The sequence below is a fragment of the Sphingopyxis sp. genome (assembly GCF_040216815.1).
Classification (GTDB): Bacteria; Pseudomonadota; Alphaproteobacteria; order Sphingomonadales; family Sphingomonadaceae; genus Sphingopyxis.
In genome coordinates this window covers 149,093-173,219 of sequence record NZ_JAVJOJ010000011.1, presented here as the reverse complement: position 1 = coordinate 173,219, position 24,127 = coordinate 149,093, and the positions used below count along the sequence as shown (strand labels likewise).

General features: G+C 65.1%; 18 protein-coding genes and 1 pseudogene. 6 read left to right on the top strand and 13 right to left on the bottom strand.

The window, feature by feature from the left end:
• Positions 1–27: 27 nt before the first annotated feature.
• Together hutC and RIA72_RS15805 are read right to left on the bottom strand one after the other, a co-directional pair.
• The gene (gene hutC / locus RIA72_RS15810) at positions 28–708 is read right to left on the bottom strand and encodes a histidine utilization transcriptional repressor HutC (protein WP_350033026.1); all 681 of its coding nucleotides are present in this window, start codon (positions 706–708) and stop codon (positions 28–30) included.
• On the bottom strand, positions 705–2,054 hold the full coding sequence (locus RIA72_RS15805; RefSeq protein WP_350033025.1) for a formimidoylglutamate deiminase: 1,350 nt from the start codon (positions 2,052–2,054) through the stop codon (positions 705–707). Before RIA72_RS15805 ends, hutC begins: the two co-directional genes overlap by 4 nt.
• Before the next feature lie 58 nt (positions 2,055–2,112).
• Here RIA72_RS15805 and hutI point away from each other — a divergent pair, with 58 nt between their 5' ends.
• The 6 genes from hutI (at position 2,113) to RIA72_RS15775 (ending at position 9,365) form a co-directional block, all read left to right on the top strand.
• Positions 2,113–3,297, top strand: coding sequence for an imidazolonepropionase (gene hutI, locus RIA72_RS15800; RefSeq protein WP_502957973.1), 1,185 nt, complete (start codon positions 2,113–2,115; stop codon positions 3,295–3,297).
• Positions 3,294–4,814 carry a histidine ammonia-lyase gene (hutH, locus tag RIA72_RS15795; protein WP_350033023.1) on the top strand — a complete coding sequence of 507 codons (1,521 nt, stop codon included), beginning with the start codon at positions 3,294–3,296 and terminating at the stop codon, positions 4,812–4,814. Before hutI ends, hutH begins: the two co-directional genes overlap by 4 nt.
• Positions 4,814–5,614, top strand: a complete 801-nt coding sequence (hutG, locus tag RIA72_RS15790; protein ID WP_350033022.1) for an N-formylglutamate deformylase — start codon at positions 4,814–4,816, stop codon at positions 5,612–5,614. Before hutH ends, hutG begins: the two co-directional genes overlap by 1 nt.
• Positions 5,614–7,290 carry a urocanate hydratase gene (hutU, locus tag RIA72_RS15785; protein WP_350033021.1) on the top strand — a complete coding sequence of 559 codons (1,677 nt, stop codon included), beginning with the start codon at positions 5,614–5,616 and terminating at the stop codon, positions 7,288–7,290. Before hutG ends, hutU begins: the two co-directional genes overlap by 1 nt.
• A 75-nt stretch (positions 7,291–7,365) precedes the next feature.
• Positions 7,366–8,529 (top strand): acyl-CoA dehydrogenase family protein, encoded by a 1,164-nt coding sequence (locus tag RIA72_RS15780; RefSeq protein ID WP_350033020.1) that lies wholly within the window; start codon positions 7,366–7,368, stop codon positions 8,527–8,529.
• A complete protein-coding gene (locus RIA72_RS15775; protein ID WP_350033019.1) occupies positions 8,529–9,365 on the top strand; it encodes an HTD2 family dehydratase in 837 nt (278 codons plus the stop codon). Before RIA72_RS15780 ends, RIA72_RS15775 begins: the two co-directional genes overlap by 1 nt.
• Positions 9,366–9,378: 13 nt before the next feature.
• On the opposite strand, the pseudogene RIA72_RS15770 reads toward RIA72_RS15775, so the two are convergent.
• The 11 genes and pseudogenes from RIA72_RS15770 to RIA72_RS15720 all read right to left on the bottom strand — a co-directional run bounded on the left by RIA72_RS15770 (position 9,379) and on the right by RIA72_RS15720 (position 24,041).
• Positions 9,379–10,127 (bottom strand): annotated as a pseudogene (locus tag RIA72_RS15770) (IS5 family transposase).
• A gap of 78 nt (positions 10,128–10,205) precedes the next feature.
• A complete protein-coding gene (locus RIA72_RS15765; protein ID WP_350033018.1) occupies positions 10,206–11,225 on the bottom strand; it encodes a sugar kinase in 1,020 nt (339 codons plus the stop codon).
• Positions 11,225–12,010 carry a 2-keto-4-pentenoate hydratase gene (locus RIA72_RS15760; RefSeq protein ID WP_350033017.1) on the bottom strand — a complete coding sequence of 262 codons (786 nt, stop codon included), beginning with the start codon at positions 12,008–12,010 and terminating at the stop codon, positions 11,225–11,227. The genes RIA72_RS15765 and RIA72_RS15760 overlap by 1 nt, the downstream gene beginning before the upstream one ends.
• A 19-nt stretch (positions 12,011–12,029) precedes the next feature.
• Complete coding sequence (locus tag RIA72_RS15755) at positions 12,030–12,776, bottom strand: FadR/GntR family transcriptional regulator (RefSeq protein WP_350033016.1); 747 nt, start codon at positions 12,774–12,776, stop codon at positions 12,030–12,032.
• A gap of 82 nt (positions 12,777–12,858) precedes the next feature.
• A complete protein-coding gene (locus RIA72_RS15750; RefSeq protein ID WP_350033015.1) occupies positions 12,859–13,764 on the bottom strand; it encodes an alpha/beta hydrolase fold domain-containing protein in 906 nt (301 codons plus the stop codon).
• A gap of 13 nt (positions 13,765–13,777) precedes the next feature.
• On the bottom strand, positions 13,778–16,621 hold the full coding sequence (locus tag RIA72_RS15745) for a TonB-dependent receptor (protein ID WP_350033014.1): 2,844 nt from the start codon (positions 16,619–16,621) through the stop codon (positions 13,778–13,780).
• Between the two features lie 119 nt (positions 16,622–16,740).
• Positions 16,741–17,562 carry a rhamnogalacturonan acetylesterase gene (locus RIA72_RS15740; RefSeq protein WP_350033013.1) on the bottom strand — a complete coding sequence of 274 codons (822 nt, stop codon included), beginning with the start codon at positions 17,560–17,562 and terminating at the stop codon, positions 16,741–16,743.
• A gap of 41 nt (positions 17,563–17,603) precedes the next feature.
• Positions 17,604–18,356 (bottom strand): SDR family NAD(P)-dependent oxidoreductase, encoded by a 753-nt coding sequence (locus RIA72_RS15735; RefSeq protein ID WP_350033012.1) that lies wholly within the window; start codon positions 18,354–18,356, stop codon positions 17,604–17,606.
• A 12-nt stretch (positions 18,357–18,368) separates the two neighbouring features.
• Positions 18,369–19,643, bottom strand: a complete 1,275-nt coding sequence (locus tag RIA72_RS15730; RefSeq protein WP_350033011.1) for an MFS transporter — start codon at positions 19,641–19,643, stop codon at positions 18,369–18,371.
• A gap of 19 nt (positions 19,644–19,662) precedes the next feature.
• Positions 19,663–21,828, bottom strand: coding sequence for a heparinase II/III domain-containing protein (locus RIA72_RS15725; protein ID WP_350033010.1), 2,166 nt, complete (start codon positions 21,826–21,828; stop codon positions 19,663–19,665).
• Positions 21,825–24,041 (bottom strand): polysaccharide lyase 6 family protein, encoded by a 2,217-nt coding sequence (locus RIA72_RS15720; RefSeq protein WP_350033009.1) that lies wholly within the window; start codon positions 24,039–24,041, stop codon positions 21,825–21,827. Before RIA72_RS15720 ends, RIA72_RS15725 begins: the two co-directional genes overlap by 4 nt.
• Between the last annotated feature and the right edge of the window lie 86 nt (positions 24,042–24,127).

Genomic DNA, 24,127 nt, shown 5'->3' with positions numbered 1-24,127 from the left:
GTCCTGTCCATAGCCATAACGCATGGATCAGGCGCCAGCGCGAAACTCCGCGATCAGGTCGAAACGATCGCCGCGGAACAATTGCCGCACATGCGTCACAACCCGTCCCGCGCGCCAGGTCGTACGATCGAGCTCCAGGCAGGCCGCGCGCGCGGCGACCTTCAGACGCGCCGCCTCGCCCCGCGCCGGAGTCACCGCGCGAATGACATGCCGCGCCTCGGTCCACGGAATATGGCCCAGCAGCCAGGTCCCCGGCGCTTCCACGGCAAAGTCGGCGGCCGCGGCGCCAGGCACTTCGCCAAGCGCGATGAAACGCGTTTCCAGCGCGAAGGGCTCCCCGGCGGCAAAATGAACCCCCTCGATCCGCAAAGCAGGCGGAGGGCACGGTGCTTCCCGCGTTCGTTCGACCTTGGTGGAGTTCAATACCCAGTCATAGGTCTCGCCCCGCGCGGCGATCAGCTCGGCGAGGTCGGGAACCGCCATCACCGCCGAATGGACCGGCGGATGCGCGACAAAGGTGCCCGCCTTACGGCGACGCTCGACCAATCCCGCCGCCGCGAGTTCGCCGAGCGCCTTGCTGACGGTTGCGCGGGCGCAGCCGTAGCGCTGCGCCAATTCCTGCTCGGTCGGCACCCGGTCGCCGGGGCGCCATTCGCCCGAGCGGATCGCCGCGGTGATCTCCTCGCGGATACGCCGCGCGGGATTCATGCGAGCAGCCGGTCGAGGCACGCGCGATAGGCGGCGGTGATGGCGTCGGCGGCCACATGTCGTCCCTTTTCGACGCGTTTCACGCCCGCGCGCCAGACCGAGTCGATCGCCCCGCTCCGCGCGGCGAAAAGCCAGCGGTCGAGCAAGGTCGCATCGTCGGCCCCGGCAAAAGCGGGATGATCGAGATCGAGCGTGACAATGTCCGCCGCATGACCGGCGGCGATACCCGCGGGCACGCCAAGCGCCTGCGCTCCTCCCGCAACGGCGCGCGCGAAAAGATTGGCCCCGACAAAGGGCGACTCGTCGTTCGCCAGCAACGCCCGCGCCCGGTGCGCAAGCCGCTGCGAATATTCGAGCGCGCGCAGTTCGCCCGCTGCGTCGATCAATATATTGCTGTCGGTTCCGACACCGAAGCGACCGCCGCCGGCCAGATAGTCGACCGCCGGAAAAATGCCGTCGCCGAGATTGGCCTCGGTGATTGGACAAAGCCCGGCGACCGCCCCGCTCGCGGCGAGCCCGGGCACTTCGCGTTCGTCGAGATGCGTCGAATGGATGAGGCACCAGCGTTCGTCGACGCCGGCCGTATCGAGCAGCCACTCGACGGGTCGCGCGCCGCTCCATGCCACGCAATCGGCGACCTCCTTCGCCTGTTCGGCCGCGTGAATATGCACCGGTCCCGTTGGCGACATTTCGAGCAGTGCCCCGAGCTCGCAGGGCGCTACCGCGCGGAGCGAATGTGGCGCAATGCCGATATTGGCGTCGCCCGCGAGCTTCGACCGCGACGCGTCCAGCAGGGTCGCAAAGCCGTCAATGTCGTTCAGAAACCGCCGCTGCCCTGCGCTCGGCGGCGCGGCATCGAAATTGCCGTGCGCGTAAAAAACGGGAAGCAGCGTCAGCCCGACGCCCGTTGCCGCGCTGGCCCGGGCAATCGCCCCCGCCATTTCGGCCACGTCGGCATAGGGCGCGCCCGACGCATCGTGATGCAGATAGTGAAACTCGCCGACGCGCGTGAAGCCCGTCTCGAGCATCTCGGCATAGGCCTGCGCAGTGATCGCGGCGACGTCGTCGGGCGTCAGCCGGTCGAGGAAGCGGTACATGATCTCGCGCCAGCTCCAGAAATTGTCGTCGGGCCGGCTGCGGCGCTCCGAAAGCCCGGCCATCCCGCGCTGGAACCCATGGCTATGCACGTTGCAGAGGCCCGGCAGTCCCGCGCGATGCTGTTCGTCGTCACTGTCCGCTGCGACGCCCGTTTGAACCGAGGCGATCCGCCCCCCGGCGATACCGAGCCGCACACCCTTTTCCCAGCGATTGTCGATCCACGCGCGTTCGAACCAGAGCGAAGCCATCATCCGTCCTCAAATATTATGTCTAGACATAATGGCGGATAAGAAGGATGCTGTCCAGATGGAGCAGCTTTGGACGAACGCCCGACTCGCAACGATGGCCGACGATGGTTTGGGCCTGATCGAAAACGGCGTGGTGGCGGCGAACGCCGGCCGCATCGTCTATGCGGGACCCGCCGAGAGCGCCCCTGCCGTCGCCGCGACGATCACCGATTGCCAGGGCCGGCTGGTCACGCCCGGCCTGATCGATTGTCACACCCACCTCGTCCACGGCGGTAACCGCGCGAACGAATGGGCGATGCGGCTCGAGGGTGCGACGTACGAAGAGATTGCGCGCGCGGGCGGCGGCATCGTGTCGACGATGCGTGCAACGCGCGAGGCAAGCAAGGCGGACCTGGTGGCCAGCGCCCTCCCCCGCCTCGACGCGCTGATCGCCGAGGGGGTGACGACGATCGAGATCAAATCGGGGTACGGCCTTTCGACCGAGGACGAACTCAAGATGCTGCGCGCCGCGCGCGCGCTCGCCGATCATCGCGCGGTTCGTGTCGAACCGACTTTTCTTGGCGCCCACGCGCTGCCCCCCGAATATCAGGGCGACAGCGACGCCTATATCGACCTGGTTTGCGGCGAGATGATTCCCGCCGCCGCGCCGCTCGCGAACGCCGTCGATGCCTTTTGCGAGGGCATCGGATTTTCCCCCGCCCAATGCGCGCGCGTGATCGAAGCGGCGAAAGCGCATGGGCTTTCGATCAAGCTGCACGCCGAACAATTGTCGGCGCTCCATGGCAGCGCGCTTGCTGCGCGGCATGGTGCGCTGTCGGCAGACCATCTCGAACATGCGACCGAGGACGACGTCCGCGCGATGGCGGCGGCAGACACGGTCGCCGTGCTGCTTCCCGGCGCCTATTATTTCATGCGCGAAACGAAGCTGCCGCCGGTCGACGCGATGCGTCGCCATGGAACGCGCATCGCGCTTGCGACCGACAATAATCCGGGCACGTCGCCGACGACCTCGCTGCTGCTGATGCTCAACATGGGCGCAACCCTGTTCGGGCTGACGATCATCGAAGCGCTGCGCGGCGTAACGGTCAACGCCGCCGCCGCCCTTGGACTCGGCGCCGAGGTCGGCACGATCGAGCCCGGCAAAGCCTGCGATCTTGCGATCTGGAACGTCAGCGAGCCCGCCGAACTTGTCTATCATATCGGCTTCAACCCGCTTCACCAACGTATCAAGGACGGACAATGATTATCACTCCCGGCGCCATGACGCTCGCCGACTGGCGCGAAATCTATGAGGGCGCGAGCGCGGAACTGAGCGAGGATGCGTGGGTCGCCATCGACGCCAGCGCCGCCGCGGTGGCGCGGATCGTTGCGAAGGGCGATCCGGTTTATGGGATCAACACCGGCTTCGGAAAGCTGGCGAGCGTGCGAATCGCGAGCGAAGACCTCGCGATACTCCAGCGCAATATCGTGCTGAGCCATGCTGCGGGAACCGGCGCCCCCTCGCCCACCCCCGTCGTTCGGCTGATGATGGCACTCAAACTCGCGAGCTTCGGCATGGGCGCCTCGGGGGTACAGCGCCGGACGGTCGCGATGATCGAAGCGATGCTGGAAAAAGGCCTCACGCCCGTCGTCCCGTCACAGGGTTCAGTGGGCGCGAGCGGCGACCTCGCGCCTCTGTCGCACATGGCCGCCGCCATGATCGGGGTCGGCGAAATCGACGTCGGCGGCAAGACGCTGCCCGCCGCCGATGCGCTGGCGCAGGCAGGCCTCGTCCCGCTCGAACTCGGCCCGAAGGAAGGGCTCGCGCTGCTCAACGGCACCCAATTTTCTTGCAGCCTTGCGCTCGCGGGTCTTTTCCGCGCCGAAACCGTCTTTCGGTCGGCCCTCATCACCGGCGCGCTCTCGACCGAAGCGGCAAAGGGGTCGGATGCGCCGTTCGATGCCCGGATCCACGCGCTGCGCGGCCATACCGGACAGCGCGAAGTCGGCGAGACGCTGAGCGGCCTGATGGCGGGATCGGCGATCCGCGCCTCGCACGCTGAAGGCGACCCGCGCGTCCAGGACCCCTATTGCCTCCGCTGCCAGCCGCAGGTGATGGGCGCCGCGCTCGACCTGCTCCGCCAGGCGGGGACGACGTTGGCAATCGAGGCCAACGGCGTCTCGGACAATCCGCTGATCTTTGCCGATAGCGACGAGGCGCTGTCGGGCGGCAATTTTCACGCCGAGCCCGTCGCCTTCGCCGCCGATATGATCGCGATGGCGCTCTGCGAGATCGGGTCGATTGCCGAGCGCCGCATCGCGATGCTCGTCGACCCTGCGCTGTCGGGCCTTCCCGCCTTCCTGACGCCGCGCCCCGGCCTCAATTCGGGCTTTATGATCCCGCAGGTGACGGCGGCTGCGCTGGTCAGCGAAAACAAGCAGCGCGCCTATCCCGCAAGCGTCGATTCGATCCCGACCAGCGCCAATCAGGAGGATCACGTCTCGATGGCGGCGCATGGCGCGCGCCGCCTGCTCGACATGGCCGACAATGCAAGCGCGGTGATCGGCATCGAACTGCTCGCGGCGTGCCAGGGGATCGACTTCCATGCGCCGCTCAAGTCCAGCGACGCGCTCGAAGCCGCACACAAGCATCTGCGCGCCGCGGTCCCGACCCTCGAAGACGACCGGCATTTCCACCCCGACATGGAAGCCGCGACGGCGCTGATCCGCTCGGGCAGTCTCGTAGCCGCCGTGCCCGCGCGGCTGCCGGGAGTCGGGTGATGGACTGGCTGCGCGTCCATCGGGGCGACGCGCCGCTCGTTATCGCCTTTCCGCACGGCGGCACCGATCTGGCCGGGCTCGACGACCAGTTTGTTTCGCCCTGGCACGCGCAGATCGATACCGACTGGTGGATTGCCGATCTTTACGCCTTTGCCGCCGATCGCGGCGCGACGCTGATCGCGACCGATATTTCGCGTAGCGTCATCGACATGAACCGCGACCCGTCGGGCGCCTCGCTCTATCCGGGTCAGGCGACGACCGAATTGTGCCCGACGACGACCTTTGACGGCGAACCGCTCTATCGCTTCGATCACCCCGACGAGGCTTCGATCACGCAGCGGCTCAACCTCTATCACCGCCCCTATCACGACAGGCTGACCGCCGAACTCGAGCGGCTGAAGGACAGGCATGGCCGCGTCGTCCTGTACGACGCCCATTCGATCCGCAGCCATGTCCCGCGCCTGTTCGACGGCACGCTGCCGCAGTTCAACATCGGCACCAACGGCGGCGCCACCTGTGCCCCCGAACTCGAAACGATCGTCGCCAACATCTGCGCCGCCAGCGGGCACAGCCACGTCGTCAACGGCCGCTTCAAGGGCGGCTGGACCACGCGCCATTACGGCCAGCCCGACGTCGGCGTCCACGCGATCCAGATGGAACTCGCGCAGCGCGGCTATATGGCCGAACCCGACGAACTCTCCCACGCCAACTGGCCCTCTCCCCTCGTCCCCGATCCCGCGATCCGGCCCGTGCTGGAACAAGTGATCGCCGCGACCCTCGATTTTGCGAAAGGACAATGATGACCCGCCCCCTTAATCCGAGGCTCGACAACAGCCGCGTGATCCGCCCGGCGACCGGCCCGGAGATCAGCGCGAAAAGCTGGCTCACCGAAGCGCCGATGCGGATGCTGATGAACAATCTGCACCCCGACGTGGCCGAGGCGCCGCACGAACTCGTCGTCTATGGCGGCATCGGCCGCGCCGCGCGCGACTGGGAAAGCTATGACCGGATCGTCGCGACGCTGAAGCGGCTGGAAGGCGACGAAACCCTGCTCATCCAGTCGGGCAAGCCCGTCGGGGTCTTTCGCACCCATGCCGACGCGCCGCGCGTGCTGCTCGCCAATTCGAACCTCGTTCCCGAATGGGCAAACTGGGAACATTTCCACGAGCTCGATAAAAAGGGCCTGATGATGTACGGCCAGATGACGGCCGGAAGCTGGATCTATATCGGCAGCCAGGGCATCGTGCAGGGCACCTACGAAACCTTTGTCGAGATGGGGCGGCAGCATTACGGCGGCGACCTTAGGGGCCGCTGGCTGCTCACCGCCGGTCTCGGCGGCATGGGCGGCGCGCAGCCGCTCGCGGCGGTGATGGCGGGCGCGAGCTGCCTCGCGATCGAATGCCAGCCGAGCCGGATCGAGATGCGCCTGCGCACCGGCTACCTCGACAAGCAGGCCTGGTCCATCGACGAAGCCATTGCGATGATCGAGGCGAGCCATGCCGAGGGCAATCCGGTCTCGGTCGGCCTGCTCGGCAACGCCGCCGAAATCCTGCCCGAGATCGTTCGCCGCGGCATTCGCCCCGACCTGCTTACCGATCAGACGTCGGCGCACGATCCGGTCAACGGCTACCTCCCCGCGGGCTGGACACTCGACCAATGGTTCGCAAAGCGCGAGAGCGATCCGGCCGCGGTCGCCAAAGCCGCCAAGGCGTCGATGGCGGTGCATGTGCGGGCGATGCTCGACCTTCAGGCTGCGGGCGTGCCGACCACCGACTATGGCAATAATATCCGTCAGATGGCGAAGGACGAAGGCGTCGAAAATGCCTTCGATTTCCCCGGCTTTGTCCCCGCCTATGTCCGCCCGCTCTTCTGCCGCGGTATCGGCCCCTTCCGCTGGGCGGCGCTGTCGGGCGACCCCGATGACATCTACAAAACGGACGCCAAGGTGAAGGAACTGCTGCCCGACAATGCGCACCTCCACAATTGGCTCGACATGGCGCGCGAGAAGATTCAATTTCAGGGCCTGCCCGCGCGCATATGCTGGGTCGGGCTTGGCGACCGCCACCGGCTCGGCCTCGCTTTCAACGAAATGGTCGCGTCGGGCGAACTCAAGGCTCCCGTCGTCATCGGCCGCGACCATCTCGACTCGGGCTCGGTCGCCTCGCCCAACCGCGAGACCGAAGCAATGCGCGACGGGTCGGATGCGGTCAGCGACTGGCCGCTGCTCAATGCGCTTCTCAATACCGCGAGCGGCGCGACCTGGGTGTCGCTGCACCACGGCGGCGGGGTCGGCATGGGCTATTCGCAGCATAGCGGCATGGTGATCGTCGCCGACGGCACGCCCGAAGCCGCAAAGCGGCTGGAACGCGTGCTGTGGAACGACCCCGGCACCGGCGTGATGCGCCACGCCGACGCCGGCTATGCGATTGCGGTCGACTGCGCGCGCGAAAAGGGTCTCGACCTGCCTTCGATCTAACGCTTGTTTCAGTTGCGCCGAAACAGCTTCGCATTCTAAGGCTCTCCCCGACGATCAGGGGAGAGCCAAACGCCGATGTCCGAAGCCCAACCGCAAAATCACCCGGAGATCCGCGATGCCGTACGCCGCCTCTGCGCCGATTTCCCCGGCGACTATTGGCAAAGGCTCGACCGCGACCGCGTCTATCCCACCGAGTTCGTCCGAACGCTCACCGAAGCGGGTTTCCTCTCGGTCCTGATCCCCGAAAGCTATGGCGGCTCCGGCCTCGGCCTCGGCGCGGCCACCGCGGTGCTCGAGGAGATCCATCGGTCGGGCTGCAACGGCGGCGCGTGCCACGCCCAGATGTACACGATGGGCACGCTGCTCAAACATGGCTCCGAAGCGCAGAAACAGACCTGGCTGCCGGCCGTCGCCAGCGGCGAGCTTCGCCTCCAAGCCTTCGGCGTCACCGAGCCGACCGCGGGCACCGACACGACGCGCATCCGCACTTTCGCCAAGCGGGTTGGCGACAATTATGTCGTCAACGGCCAGAAAATCTGGATCAGCCGCGCCGAACATTCGGACCTGATGATATTGCTCTGCCGCACCACACCGCGCGAAGAATGTGCGAAACCGTCCGACGGGATGAGCGTGCTGCTTGTCGACATGCGCGAGGCGGCGGGCAAGGGCCTGACCATCCGCCCGGTGCGCACGATGCTCAACCATGCAACGACCGAACTGTTCTTCGACGATCTCGAAGTGCCGGCCGCCAACCTGATCGGCGAGGAGGGCAAGGGCTTCCGCTACATATTGTCGGGCATGAATGCCGAGCGCATCCTGATCGCATCCGAATGTATCGGCGACGGCCGCTTTTTCGTCGACCGCGCGGCCGCCTATGCCAGGGACCGCTCGGTCTTCGGCCGGGCGATCGGCGAAAATCAGGGCGTCCAGTTTCCGATCGCGCGCGCCTATGTTCAAATCGCCGCCGCCGCCGAAATGGTCGACAAGGCGGCGCGCCTCTTCGACGCGGGCGCCGATTGCGGGACGGAAGCGAATATGGCGAAAATGCTGGCTTCCGAAGCCAGCTGGTACGCCGCCGACATGTGCCTTCAGACGCACGGCGGCTTCGGCTTTGCCGAAGAATATGACATCGAGCGCAAATTCCGCGAGACGCGGCTTTACCAGGTCGCGCCGATCAGCACCAATTTGATCCTGAGCCATGTCGCGACGCATGCGCTCGGCCTGCCCAAGAGCTTTTGATGGACGATTATTCCGCCTGGGTCGGCCGCAGCGAAACGCGCGAGGATGTTGCCACCGCAGCCCCTCTCGCGGGACTTGCCGCGCTGCTCGATCACGATGCCCCGCCGTGGGCGCCCAATATCGTCGCGCCACTGGGTCATTGGCTCTATTTCCTGCCCGACGCGCGCCAGTCGGCGATCGGCGAGGACGGGCATCCGCGCCGCGACGGGCGCGGGCTGCTGCCGCCCGTACCGCTGCCGCGCCGCATGTGGGCGGGCAGCCGTATCGCGTTTCTCGCACCCATGCCCGTTGGCGCGGTGCTGTCCCGTGTGACGACAATCGAGGCCGTCAAGCCCAAGCGCGGTGCGAGCGGCGACCTGCTGTTCGTCACGCTCCGTCATGCGATTTCGGCGAATGGCGTCCCCGCGATCCGCGAGGAACAGGACATTGTCTTTCGCGAAGCGGCCGGTACCGCAGCCGTGCCCGCGCCGATGCCAGCCGCGCCTGCTGCTCCCGATCCCGCCGACGCCATTCGCAGCATCGTGCCCGACGCGGCCCTGCTCTTCCGCTATTCGGCGCTGACCTTCAACGCGCACCGCATCCATTACGATCGCGACTATGCCCGCGACGTCGAGGGTTATGCCGGGCTCGTCGTCCATGGCCCGCTACTAGCAACGCTGCTGATGGATCATGCTCTCCGCTCAGGCTTCACTCCCAGCCGCTTCGCCTTCCGCGCCGAGGCGCCGCTAATCGACGGCGCACCCTTCGACCTCTGCCTCGCCCGCGATGGCGATGGCGCCCGCCTTTGGGCACGCGATGGCACCGGGCGTGTAACCATGCGCGCGAATCTTTCCTAGGTTGATTCGACATTCAGCACCGGAAGGCGATGGCTGCGAGGTATAGTGTTGCGAGGTAGTCGTGCGGCAACCGGTCGTATCGGGTAGCGACGCGCCGTAGCTGCTTGAGCTTTCCGATGGTGCGTTCGATCCGGTGGCGGAGCTTGTAAACGGCGGGATCGAACTCGCGCCGCCGAGGCATGCAGATGCGCCGTGGGATGATGGGCCGCGCGCCGCTGGCCTCGACATGGTTGAGGATGGCATGACCATCATAGGCCTTGTCGGCGAGGACATGGCGGGCGTCGAGGCCGGTCAGCAGCGGGATTGCGAGTTTGGCATCGCTGATATTGCCGCCGGTCAGGATGAAGCGCACCGGCCGGCCGAACGTATCGACCGCGATATGCCATTTGGAGGTCGTCCTCCTCGGGCGCGCCCCAGAGCCTGGTCGCAGCGCCCCTTTTTGGCCCGTTGCCGCCTGGACATGGGCGCGCACGATCGAACTGTCGACCATCAGATAGCATTATCCCGGTCGCGGACGAGCGAGGTGAAGATGCCTTCCCACGCCCCGGCGACCGCCCAGCGGGTCAAGCGATTATGGACCGTCTTGTACTTGCCATAGCGCTCCGGCAGGTCCGATCAGCGCGCGCCCGACCGCAGAACCCACAAAATACCGTTCACGAACAAGCGGTTATCCGATGCCGTCCGGCCAGGATCGGACAACTTGCCCGGTAACATCCGTTCAATCCGAACCCACTGCGCCTCGCTCAACTCATAACGCTTGATACCCATGATACCTCCGCAATCTGCGGAAACTCATGAATCAGACACCATCACATGCTGGGACTAAACACCTAGGCACCCTCACCGCGCGACGTCGCCAGCCGGAGCCGACGCCTGCTCGACCAATGCGCGGGAAAAAGGAGCTAGGTCACCGCGCAGCCCGTGCTTGAGGGCCGATAGAGCCAGTCCCTGACCAGCAATGGCCCCAAGCGACTTCTCTTGCCAGAACGCATCGAGCACGCCGGCCGCGAAAGCATCGCCAGTGCCAACCCGATCAACGATTGGCGCAATGATGGCATCGGCGGTCGTTGCATGGGCATCGCGCGTATCGACACGCGCAACGATGTGGTGTTCGGCAGCGCCGACGATGCGACGGGCGGTCGATGCAACCAGTTCGAGCGCCGGAAAGCGCGCAAGCAGCGCGAGCGCCGCCGCGCGTCTCCGGTCCGCGCCGTCACCCGAAAACTCCTCTCCCAACAAGAGTGAAGCATCGCGATGATTGCCGAACAGCACGGTCGCCTGCTCGACGATCGCGCAAAGGATTGGGGCAGGATCGGCTTGCCACCGCTCCCACAGTCGGCCGCGCCAATTGCCGTCGAACGACACCCCCATCCCGGCGGCGCGCGCGGCGCGCACGGCGGCGAGTGCGGCTTCGGCCGATCGCGGACCCAGCGCGGGTGTCACGCCCGACACGTGCAGCCATTCGGCTCCCTCCAGCAATGCCGGCCAATCCCAACTATGTGCCTCCGTCTCGGCAAACACCGATGCCGCGCGGTCATAGACGACCTCGGCCGCGCGCATCGGGCCGCCCGGAATATGGTAATAAAGACCCATGCGGCCTCCGCCGCGCGCAATATCGCCTGTGTCGACACCGTGACGGCGCAGTTCGGCAAGCACGCCGTCGCCGATAGGGCCGGTGGGCACGGCGCTGATCATACGGCTGTCATGCCCCAGAGCGGCCAGTGCAACCGCGACATTGGCCTCGGCCCCGCCCACCCAGGCGTCGAAGCGGGGCGACTGCAGCGGCAACTCGCCGGCGGGAACCGAGACGCGCATGACCATTTCGCCAAAACAGGCGACGCGGCGGGATATAAGGTTCATCAGGATAGTCCGGTTTCGGGGACGGCGGTGCAGCCGATTTGGATCGCCGGACCAAAGGACGCGGTCGCGCTTTGGCCGGGAAGGATGGGGTGGACACCCGTGATCGCTCCGGCCGATATCCACTGGCCGGGCGCGAGCGCAATAACGCCGCGCAGGTGCAAATCGACGAGGAAACGAAGCGAGCCCCACGGGCCGTCGAGCACATCGCAGGCCCGTCCGGTTCCAACCCTCGCGCCCTCGATCGCCGTGTCGACCTTCAGCCGGTCGAAGCCGGCGGCGTCGAGTCTTGGCCCCACCAGGATGCCGTTGTTGATCCCGATATCGGCAATGATGCCGAAGGGGGCGTGATCATGGACATCGGGTGCAGGCGAACTCGCGATCTCGAACCCTGCGCGAATTTCGCTTACAAGCTTCTTTGCCTCCTCCGCCGACGGAACATGATCCGGAACGCGGTCGAGGCGCAGCATGACCTCGGCTTCGACAGCCCCCGCCCCGCCGATGAAAACGGATGCCTCAGCAAGCGAGCCATCGGCGATCTCGGCGCAGCGAAATACCGGACCTGCAAGGCGCTCGGCCCCGAGCGACGCAATCAGCGGGACAGGAATCCGCCCGACCTTCCAGCCCAGAACCGGCAATCCAAGCGCGGCAATCATCTGCTGCTGGATTGCATAAGCGGCGTCCAGCGTCGCGGGCAAAGGCTGCGGGAAGGCAGGCAGCGCCGTTCCCGAACGGCGCGCATCCAACAAGACAGCAGCCGCGTCGTCGACACGCACAGAAATGCTCATGAGCGCGGCAACCGCAGCATCAGGCGAGCTTTGCGCTCAGCAGATAGCGTTCGCGGCTCTCGGCGGCGCGGCGGCGGAGTTCGTCGAGCGCGCGTTCCTCGGTTTCGTCGAGCATCGATTCGAGCAGGCGGTTGAAGTGCCGCCGCATGGCGAGGCGTGCCCCCGCCGGGTCGCGCCGGCGCAGCGCCTCGACAACATCGGCATGTTCGGATTGGCGCGCACTGCTGTTCTTGCGGCAGACGAGCGAATGGCTTTCCTTGACCTCGGGCAACTCTGTGCGCATCCGCCACAGATTCTCGATGACGTGGATGATTGCCTTGTTGTTCGATGCCGCCGCGATCGTCCGGTGAAATTCGCGGTCGATCGCGTTGATTTCATCCTCGCTCGCCTTTTCGTCGGCCATGGCGGCAAGCAGCTCGTCAAGCTTTTCGAGCGTTTCGGCCGAAATCGTCGGGGCCGCAAGCGCCGCAGCCTCGGCTTCGAACAGCGAGCGCGCCTCGGTCACCTCGAACGCGCTCACCTGGGGCAGTCTTTTGCTCTCGCTCGGCAGTTCCGCCTCGACATAGGCACCGGCGCCGGTACGGATATGAATCCAGCCGGTGGCCTGGAGCGCGATTTCGGCCTCGCGGATCGTTACGCGGCTCACCTCGAACTGTTCGGACAGCTCGCGCTCGCCCGGCAGGCGCGTTCCCGGTGGATAGGTCCCGTCCTCGATCATGCCGCGAATGGCGTCGGCGATCTCTTCGAAAAGGCGGCGTTCGGCCATGTCTCAATCGTCTCCCCGCTTATGGTGGAGAGAGTCCATACAATCCGGTAGGACAATTTTGAAGCATAACCGTGCGTCGGGATCAATTTTCATCGCCGCACGCTCCTTTGTCCGCGATTTCCAAGGCGCACAGAAAAGCGAATATCCGCTTCGTCATCGCTTCCCGCGAGGTGGCGTCGAATTTGCCATGTCCTCCCTGCGGAACAACGAACAAGTCGTGTGTCACCCCCAATTCGCCCAGCCGCCGCGCAAGCATTTGCGATTGGGCGACGGGGACGACCGGATCGGCATCGCCGTGGGCCATGAATATGGGCGGACTGCTCGCCGACAGCCAATTAACGGGCGACATTTGCCGCGCCAGATCGACCGCATCGGGATGTGCGCCAATCCAGTTGGCAACTGTCGGGTGCAGTCCGCCGCCGCGCCCCCCCAACGCAGCAAGGTCAGTGGGGCCATAATGGTCGATGATTGCAGCCGCACGCGGCGGGTTGCGACATTCAGGGGCGTCGATGGCGTTGGTTTCGGGAAGCAGCCCCGCCATCAGCGCCAGATGCGCCCCCGCCGACGTCCCGGATATGACGATACGATCGAGATCAAAGCCCAGCGCCGCCGCATTGGCCCCGACCCAGTGGAGCGCGCAGCGCGCATCCTCGACCGCGGCCGGCGCCCTGGCTTCACCCGCCAGCCGGTATTGAACCGTTATGATGGAAAAGCCCGCAGCCAGATAGGACCGGAACCCCGTCCAGTCATCGGCCCGCGCCCCCCGCGCCCATCCGCCGCCGTGGAAATGGATGAGCACCGGTGCGGGCGACTTCGCCGCAGCCGGGTGGATATAGGCGTCGAGATGCAGCGCGGTCTCGCCAATCTGACGATAAGCGACATCGCGCATCGTGCGTACCGGCACCGTGCCATCAAATGCAATGGCAGGCTGCGGTACCCAAAGTACCGCAGCCGCCGTTGCGACCCACGAGAGCAGAGCCTTTGCCACGCCCCGTGCCGGCTCAGATCCGCGCCCGGATGCCGATGAAATATTTTGCGCCATAATAATGATATTGGCGGGCGCTGCCATAGACCGGCATGTAGGTTTCTTTGGGGTTGTTGAAGATGTTGAGCGCCTCGAGGCGCAGCGACACGCCCTTCATCAGCGCCAGCGACGCCCGCAGATCCACCGTCTCGCTCGGTCCGACATAACGAAGTTGGGCATTCCCGCCCACAAAATCCTGATAATAGCGCGAGCGATAATTATAAATCGCCTGCAGCGAGAGCGGGCCGATGTCGTAATAAGCCTGTGCCGACAGAACATGCTTCGAATAACCCGAGAGGTTCGCGGGTTCGATAATGCCCGGCTGGACGCTGTCGGTCACCGGATCATAGGCGTCGCCCAGCCGAATATCGTGCGTCACGAAGTTCGAATCGGCGTAGTTGTAGCTGACCTTGGCGCCAAGGCCGTCGAGCGGCTTGGGCAGGAAGCCGAAGCGCGTCGCTGCCGTGAGTTCGAGGCCATAGATGCGCGACTTGTCCGGGCTATTCCGCGTCTGTGCAACGGGCACCACAACATCCTGACCGCCGATATTGAAGGTTTCGTCGATGATCACCGGCTGGAAACCGCCGTTGAACTGCTTGTAATAGACCGTTGCCGACAAAAGGCTGTCGCGGTTGGGATACCATTCGATCGCCGCATCGGCGTTCCACGACATCAGCGGCTTGAGCCGCGGGCTGCCGTTCGCGTTGATGTTGTTGATCGCATCCTCGATCGATGTGAAGCTGTTGCCACTTTCCAGCGTAATCGTGCGACCCGCACCAAGCGCGCTTGGCGCCGGACGCGACATGGCGCGATAGCCCGCGAGGCGGAACAGCGTATTCGGCGCAATCTCGAAGATCGCATTGACGCTCGGCAAGATACGCGTCGTCGAGCTCTTGATCGTCACCGTTTCGAAATCGCCCGTCGTGACAAGCTGGAGCGAGCTGTCGGGGTTCACGATGACGTCGAGGTCGCTGCGCAATCCATTCGACACAACGCGCGTGTTGACGACGCGAACCCCGAAATTGCCGCGCACAGGCATCGAACCCAGGTCGGCGTCATATTCGGCCATGATATAGCCCGCGAGCGTGCGTTCGGTGACATCGCGATTAGCGACCGAACGCTTGTCGTCGAGCGCGCCGGGGTCCTCGGTCCCCATATATTCGCGGAACAGACAATCGAGGTCGAAGGTCGCCCAGCTGTTGATGCTGTTGGCGTCACCCGCAGCCGACAGGAAATTGCGCTGCGGGAAGGTCTGGACCCGGCACAAATTGTTGATGCGGTTATCCTCGGTAATCGGCGGATTGAAATTGAAGTCGCCATTGCGGACATCATAGTCCCGATAGACGAGTTCGGACCAGCGACCGCCAGCGGCGATGGAACTCAGGAAGCCATCCATTTCATAGCGCGCATCGGCCCGGCCCGCGACGATCCGGTTGTACCGGCGGCTCTGGTCGCGGCGAAAGCGTGCATCGTCCCAGAAGAGGTCGTGGTTGTTTAGGTCGAAGCGCGGATCGATCGTGATCGTCGGGATGAAACTGCCCGGTGCGAGCACATAGGTGTACGGGATGCGCTGGTTGTTGATGGCAGTGCGAACGCCGTTGACGTCGAAGGCATCGGTTCTCAGGCGCGAGTTGCGTTCATCCTCGAGGCGGATCGTGCGCGAATAGGAGCCGTCGATCGTGATGGTCAGCCGGTCGGTCGGCATCCATTCGATCGACAAGCCGCCGCCCAGATATTCTTCGGACCGCGACAATTCGGTCGTGTTCGATTCGATCGACGTCAGACCATTGAAGCTGCGCAGCGTACCATTGTCGTCGAACACCGCATTGGTGATGCCATAGCGCCCTTCGGACAGATTGAGGTCGCGGCGATTCTCTACAAAGGTCCGGTCCGAATATTGGATGTCCAGATTGACGTTGACCTTGTCCGACGGCCGCCACTGGATCGCGCCGAAAACGGCATCGCGGCGATCGGTTTCGCTGATCTGGCGAAACGTATAGGCGTTCGGCGCCAGATAGAATGCGCGCGGCTGCGCATATTCGGCGCGCGTAAATTCGTTGCAGTTGCCGTTGGCGACGACGACCGCCGCCTCGCACGCGGTCCATGTCGTCGAGGCGGCGAAGGTTTCCTCCGGATTGTTCGTGTCGTTGCGCTGGATGCCGATGGCGATGCCGATCGTGTCGTTCGCAAACTGGTCGACATAGCTCAGCGTCCCGCGCCAGCCGATGCCGCCTTCGCCGACGACGCGATCGCCATAGGGATTATATTGCGCCTTGATTTCGCCCTGCAGGCGTTGCTTACCGAAGTCGAGCGGGCGTAGCGTTCCGATCTCGACCGTCCCCGCAACGCCGCCCTCGATCAGGCTTGCCTGCTGCGTCTTGTAGATCTTGATGTTGTTCACGAGTTCCGAGGGGAACTGGTTGAAGTTGACCGAGCGGTCGCCGCTGCCGTTCGAGGCGTCGCGGCCGTTGAAGGTCGAATTGCTGAGGAAGGGGCCGAGGCCGCGCAGCGCGATTTCGGACGCGTCGCCTTTTTCGCGGTGCGTCGTTGCGCCGGTGATCGTCTGGATCGCCTGACCGACCGACAGCGCGGGAAGGTCGCCGATGTCGTCGGCCGACAGCGCATCGACGATCGCCGTCTCTTGGCGTTTGGTGTTGATCGAATTCTGGATCGTTTCGCGAATGCCCGTGACGACGATGGCGTCGGTATCGTCCGCCACATCCTGAGCGATAGCGGGAACGGCAACAAGCATCGTCGATGCGGTGCCGGTCAGCATGGCGAGGCGCAACGCGCGCAGCGCGACCCGATTGTGCGAAATCACTTCAACTCTCCCCGTAGGCATATCGATTCTGTTCTGACCAATATCGTCAGCCAGATTCGTATTTATGTCAACCATTTTGTAAGCCGATATGGACTAGCCAATAATTCAGGCCAATATCCCTATTTCACGAGCTGGCTGCGCAGGCCGGGCACGGCGTGCGCCAGTGCCTGCGTTACCAGCCGCGCGGTCACTTCGGCGCCGATATCGCCGAGGTGCGTGTAATCGAACTTGCGCGTCACCTGCCCGCGCGGCCCATTGCCCTCGATTGGCGGAGGCGTCGGCGGCGTAGGCGGTGCGGGCGAGGTCGTTCCCGCGCGTGCGGCGGCGAGCTCGGCATCGCTCGGCGGCTCCTGCGCCAGCTTGGTCGCCATCTCTGCACCCATTTCCTGCACCTGCCGGGCGCTGAGCGCGTTGAGGTCGACGAGCGGGACCTCCATCGCCTTGGCGACGCCGCGCACCTGATCGGACCAGCTTGCGAGCGTGTTCTTGAGCTTGCCTTCCTTGAAATCGCGCCGCGTCAGCGGGGTGACGAGAACAGGCATCGCGCCCGCCGCGCGCACGTCGCTGACAAACTGCCGCAGGTTCGCCGGGAACTCGGTGGTCTCGTCCGTCCAGCGTTCGGGCCGCGCCGACTGGTCGTTATGCCCGAACTGGATCAGCACATAGATCGCGCGATACCCCGGCACCCGCGCCTCGGCGAGCGCGATGTCCCACGATCCCTCCTGCCGATAGCTGCGCGTGCTCCGCCCGCCGCGCCCCGCGTTGACGCACGCGACCGACGATTTCACATGCTTCGCGCAAAAGGCGCCGCCCCAGCCACTGTGCGGCGCCATCGTCGAGTCACCGACAAGGACAATCTTGTAGGGCGTGATCGGCTCGGCATCGGTGCGTTCGCGTTCCTTTGCCTGCGCGCCGCCTGCAAGCAGGGCGGTGGCAGCCAACAAAGCATAAGGCCGCATGAGTCCTCTCCCCCACGTAGCGTTTATGAGAAGTAGAGCCCGCCGTTGACGTCGAGGCAGACGCCCGCAAGAAAGCTTGCGGCTGGCGACGCCAGAAAAGCGATCGTCTCCGCAACCTCATCGGGATGTCCTTCGCGGCGCAGCGGCGTGTTGCCAGCGGTCGCGGCGCGCCCTTCGGGTTTCGAGAAGATGTCGTGGAAGCTCGTGCCGATGAGGCCGGGCGTCACCGCGTTGACGCGGATGCCCTGCGGCCCCAGTTCCTTCGCCATCGCGCGCGTATAGGTCATCAACGCCCCTTTCGCCGTTGCATAGACCGACGCGCCAGGCCCGCCGCCGTCGCGGCCCGCCTGCGACGATACGTTCACGACCGCTGATCCTTCGCCAAGGAACGGCAGCGCCGCCTGCATGACGAGGAAAACCGACTTCATGTTGAGCGTCATCACATGATCGAAAAAAGCTTCGTCCATTTCGCCGAGCGTCTTGCGCGCAACCATGCCGCCAGCAAGATTGACGAGGATGTCGAGCCGTCCGCTGAACGCCACCCCGACCTCGTCGAGCATCGCCCGCACCGCGCCGCTGTCGGTCACGTCGGCCTGGACAAGGAAAGCATCACCTCCGGCGTCCAGAATCGCCTTCAGCGTCTCGTCAGCTGCCTCGCGCCCGCTGTTGTAGTTGATCGCGACGCGTGCCCCGCCGCGTGCCAGCGCGATCGAAACCGACCGCCCGATGTCGCGTCCGCCGCCGGTTACCAGTGCGGTTTTGCCTTCAAAGTTCATTCTGTTCATTCCTTATTCTGGAGAGTTTGCTGCCCGCGCAGCAACCGGTTCGACCCGGCCGCCAATCAGGCGGAAAGCGAGGAAAGAGAGCGGCACAATCGCCGCCGAAAGCGCGAAGATCGGCGCGTAGCTTGTCTTGGTGAGCACGGGCACCAGCCAGGTGGTGATTAGTGTCCCCGCCACCGCGGCAGTGCCGCTGATCCCGGCAAGGCTGCCGACCGCGCCGCCGCCGAAAAAGTCGCTGGGCAGTGTCTGAATATTGCCGATCGCCGTCTGGAAACCAAAGAGGATACAGGCGATCAACAGCACCGCGGTCAGCGGATCGTCGGCGCGGATGGTGAAAAGCAGCGCAGGCAGCATGATCGCACAGCCGAGCGCGATCGCCGTGGTACGCGCCTTGTGGACGCCGCCGCCTGCGCCGATGATCCGGCCCGCAAGCCAGCCGCCGAACAGGCTGCCGAACATCGCGCCGACAAAGGGCACCCAGGCAAAAAGGCCGATCTGCTTGACGTCGAAACCGAAGGTTTCGGCGAGATAGATTGGCAGCCATGAGACGAACAGCCACCAGACGGGATCGAGGAAGAAGCGCGCCAGGATGACGCCCCAGCTCTGCCGGTGGCGGAGCAGCTCGCCGAGCGGGATACGGCGCGTGTCGCCCTGCCCCGCTTCGGTGCGGCCCGACAGGATATAGTCGCGCTCTTCGGCGCTGATATGCGGATGGATTTCGGGGTCGGCCTTGTAGAACCAGAGCCACGGCACAAGCCAGATGAAGCCGAGCACGCCGATCAGCAGGAAGGTGCCCTGCCAACCGAACTGCACGAACAACAGCGCGATCAGCGGCGCCGACACAATCCCGCCGAGCGACGCGCCCGCGTTGAATATCCCCTGTGCAAAGGCGCGTTCGCGCGACGGGAACCACAGCGCATTCGCCTTGGCGGCGCCGGGCCAATTCCCTGCCTCGCTGATCCCCAGCGACGCGCGCAGCACGACGAGCAGCGGCATCGAACGGACGAGGGCATGCGCGGCGATCGACAGCGACCAGACGACGATCGACAGCGTGAAGCCCAAGCGCGTGCCGATGGCGTCGAAAATGCGTCCGAACAGCGATTGGCCGAGCGCGTAGAAGACCATGAAGACGGTGACGAGGAGGGCATAATCCTCCTTCGTCGCACCGATGTCCTTCGACACTTCGGGCCACATCACCGCGAGCGCGTTGCGATCGATATAGTTGATGACGGTGGCGAGGCCGATCAGGCCGATGACGCACCAGCGCAAACGTCCGTGCATTATATCTTTCCCTTCGGAATCATTTTTTTCCGCCCGCCGGAGCAAGGTCGAAGCGTCCGACCGGACCCGTCCAGCCGAGCTGGCGCCCGTCGAGCGTGATGCGATGCGCCGTGCCCGCCGCGACCTCCGACGCAACCGTCACGGCAATGCGGCGCCCATCGACGAGCGTGATGATGACGAGGTCGGCGTCTTGTACCCGGCGATGATCGAGCGCGGCGACGCGCGCGCTGCTCGCGACGACGGTTTCAGCCGATGCGTCATAGCTGCCGTGCGGTTCGAGCAGCCCGACGAAGCGCGCGTCGGTCGCGCCTTCGACACGCTGGATCAGCGCAGGCTCGCGCCGCAGGTTGAACTCAGGATCGTTCGCACCGCTCTCGACGACCAAATAGCGCGCGCCCGCGGGCGGCAGCGCGTGATAGGAATAGAAGCGGCTGGCTTTCATCCAGGTCAGCCGCGCCTTGCCCGCCTTGCTCCCCTCGCCATCGACCCACAGATGCTGATAACCGTGCGCGCTCCCCAGCACCGGCCGCTCGGCAAGGTTCCGCGCGAACTCGATGTCGCTGTCGATGATATGGCCCGAAAAATGCAGCGGCAGGTCATAGACATGCCTGCCGCTGCTCGAGGCTTGGAGGAGGTCGAGGATCAGGGGTTCGGCAAGGCCGTCAACATCGAGCATCAAGAGCGCGCGGCGGATCGCGACGCCCTTGTACGCCTGATCGATTGCGCCGATCGACCAGCGCGTCGGGCCGTCGAGTCCCGTCGAAAGCTGCTGCGCGGGGTGGTTTTCGCCGAGGCGCCACTTGCCGTCGAACTGGCTCTTGCCATCGACGACCAGCGTGTTGTGCGCGACCGTCGCGCTCGCCCAGCTGTCGTTTTCGGGAAGATAGCGCCCGCCTTGCTTCGCCTCGACATTCAGGAAGCGCGCGGCGCCATAATCGGTGACGACCGGGCCATTATCATCGAAATAGAGCCAGTTGAGCCGGTCGAGATGCCCATGCCCCATCCCCTGCACACCGTTCTTGGCGACGAGCAGCGGACCGTCGATCGTCGGCCGCGCGCGCAGCAGCACGAGCGCGCCGTCCTTGCCCTCCGGCCCGTCGCCGAGCAGCCGCGAGCCGAAATTCCACGGGACCGCCTTGCCCGCCGCAAGGTCGGCGGCAAGCGCCTGCCCTTCGGGTGTCAGGACGGTGCGCCCCTGCCACTCTGCGATCGACAGAAAGGCCGGGTCTTTCGTCGCGGCATAGCCGATGGCGACTGCGTGATAGAGCTCCTCGGTCCGCAGCGTCTTGTCGGGCATCGCATCGTTTATCGGGATGAAATGGCCATTGTGCGTCACGTCGACCGTCGTGCGGATCGCCTTTTTCAATATGCCGCCGCGATAGTCGAAGATGCGGCGGTCGGGATCGTTTGCGGCAATGGCCGCCGCAAAGACCGCAAAGGGTTGGATGGCATAGCGCTGGTAGTATGGCCCTTCGGCATAATATCCGTCGGGCGAGAAAAGCAGGTCGAGCTGGCGCAGGAAGCCCGACTTGCCGCTCTTGTCGAGCCCGAGCAGCGCCTTGTCGACCAACTCGCGGTCGCCGAGCAGATAGCCGGCGAGGCCCACGCCCGCGCACGCCCAGGTCGCATGGTTGTGGATCCGCCCGATGACCTCCGGCGACCCGTCGGAGAGGAACTGCGCCATGGGGCGGATCACACGCTCGTCGATGCGCTGGCGATCGGCGGCGCTCAGCGCCGCGCGCACGGGTGCATAGCCCTGCACCGCATTGACGAGGAAAACGCTGTCGTTCAGGCTTTGCCAGAAGAGCCGCCCCGCCGTCTGGTTCGCCTGCGCCGGATGCGGACCGAGGCCGGGGTAAAGATCGGCATAGGCGAGCAGCAGGTCGCGCACATGGTCGCGATAGCGCGCTTCGCCGGTCAACCGGTAAAGCTGGCCTGCCGCGAAAATCGTGCGATAGTTGCGCTTATGCTGCTCGTGGGTGAAGCCGCCGCCAGGGTCCTTCGGCACCGGCACGTTGATGCCCGCGCGGATCGACGCATCGACCTCGCGCGCCGCGCGCTCGATTTCGGCGGCGAACATCGGGGCATGGTCGGCTGGGACTGCTTCGGCCGGTGCTGCGAAAGCCGCCGCAGGACTTGCCGTCAGCGCGGTTCCCGCGAGACAAAGCGCGAGGAAGCGGGTCACGGCTGCCCCTCCATCTGATTGTCGGTGACCGTGCCGCGCGGCGCGCCTTTCCACATTGTCTCGCCGATGCGCGGCGCTGGGGTTGCGGTAAAGCGGTTGCGAACGATTTTCGTATCGGGCGCGCCGACCGTGTGGATCACCTCGACGCCGCTCGATTGGGTGAACTGGTTTTGCGCGATCTTGACGTGCTGCGCGCCGGTGACGCGGAGCGACGGTCCGTCGCCACCACTTTCGGCCACGCGCGACTCGCGCATCGCGAACCACGGCCCGAAGGTGCTTTCGTCACTGCCCTTGCGCAGCAGGTCCGCGACCATCGCGACGCGCACGAACTCGCTTTTTTCTATCGTCAGCCGTTCGGCGGGATACCAGCCCTTCGGCTCCTGCTCGCCGGTGCCGTCGACGACGACATCCATATCGGCGAAGCGGCTCTGGCTGATCGTGATCGCGTCGGCAAAGGTCGACGGCGCGATACGGACGCCGGCAAGCCCCGCGCCCTTGCCCGGACCCGCAACCGTCACGCCGTCGAACGCCAATTCATAATTGGGCGCAACGCCCGCCTCCACCGCGACCAGCACCGCATCGCCGCGCACGCCGCGCGCATCGATGTCGAGATTTTCGAGCTGCAGACCGCCACCCGCAGCAATCCGCGCGAGCCCCGCTCCGCCGATACGCAGTACCGGCCTGGCGCCGGACGCGCCCGTGATGGTCAGGCGGCTCTGTACCGCCAGCGGTGCGGCGAGGTCATGGGTCCCGCTTGCGAGCGACAGCGTGTCGCCCGCGCTCGCGGCTGCAACAGCATCGGCGAGCGCGCCGACCGCGACGGGGATCGTGCGCCCGCTGCCGAATGCCGCCTCTGTTTCTGCCCCGTCATACCAGCGAACGCCCACCTCCTCGCGCGTCACCGGCACAAGGTCACGCGGCGCGCCAACCGACGCCAGCGCCGGATCGGCCGGATAGAGCAAGCCGTTCGCGGCGCGCTCGAGCTTGATTTCGCGATAGCTTATCCCGCGTGAAAACAATGGCTTGTCGACGCCTGAAGCGACATTGCCCGTCATCGCAATCCCGCTCGCATCGCCCTCGGCTCGGAACGGGTCGCCGCCCTTCGCGCCGACGATCAGGTTGCGCTCGAACCGGCTATCCTCCGGCGCCGCCGATCGTTCGGCATCGGCGCCTGCCGCAAGCGTGATGCGCGCGCTGTCGATGATGCTGTTGCCCTCGATCCGCGCATTGGCGACCTGATGATAGCGGTTGATGACCGAGTTCGGCACGCCGTTCATCACGGTGATCGCGCTCTTGAACGATGAACCGGCAAGCCCTTCGAAATAATTGTCGCGGACGATCTGGTCGCGATTGATGACCCGCACGCCGCCCGTGTCTGGGATGGAATTTCCGAAGAAGATATTGCGCTCGACAAGGTTACCGTTGCCGTGCCGCAGGACAAAGGCGCCTTGCGAGCGAAGGACGAGATTGTCGCGCAAGATATTGCCGCCCGCCTTGACCGAGACGATCTCGACCTCGCCGCTGCAACGGTCGAAAATGTTGCGCTCTACGACCGTCCTGCTGTCGGTCAGCGATTCCTCGCTGGTCCCGATGCGGATCGTCTCGCCGCCGTTCGATCCCAAGGGCGGACGCGGCCCGAAATAATTGTGATCGATGCGATGGTTGTTGGCGTCCGGCTGCCCCTTTGGACGGATGACCGCGAGCGTGACGCCGGCGTTGGTCTTGCCCTCGAAATGCGAATGGTCGACGCGGTTGCCCGTCCCGTAAAGCGCGACCCAGATATCCTCGGCGCGGCGGTCGGGCTTGCTGAACGCGTCGATGACGACTTCGGTCAGGCGGGAATCGACGGCGACCTGCTTCGAATCGCGGCGAAAAGATATGACCTCGCCGGTCGGGCTATGGCCGCCGCGAAAGACAAGGCCGGAGACGACGAGGTGCCGGCCGGCGAGCCGCAGGTTCGACTGGCCGGTCAGCACCACCTGACCTTTGGTCTGTGCGGCAAGGGTGATCGGCTTGCCCGCAACTCCGGCGCCGGTGAACACGGCCTGGAAATCGCGCCACTCCCCATCGGCAAGCAGGATGGTGTCGCCGGGCTGGGCGGCTTTGACCGCAGCCTTGAACTGCGCCGGATCGCGGACCAGCACATCGCGCGCGAGCGCGGTCCCGGATGCCGCAACCATCAGCGCCGCAAACAGAGCCAAACGAAGTTTCACTGTCTCTCCCAACATCGTCTATCTAAAACTGGTCTATACATGAGGTAGGACAATTACAATCAAATCTTACTGTCAAAATGACCTAT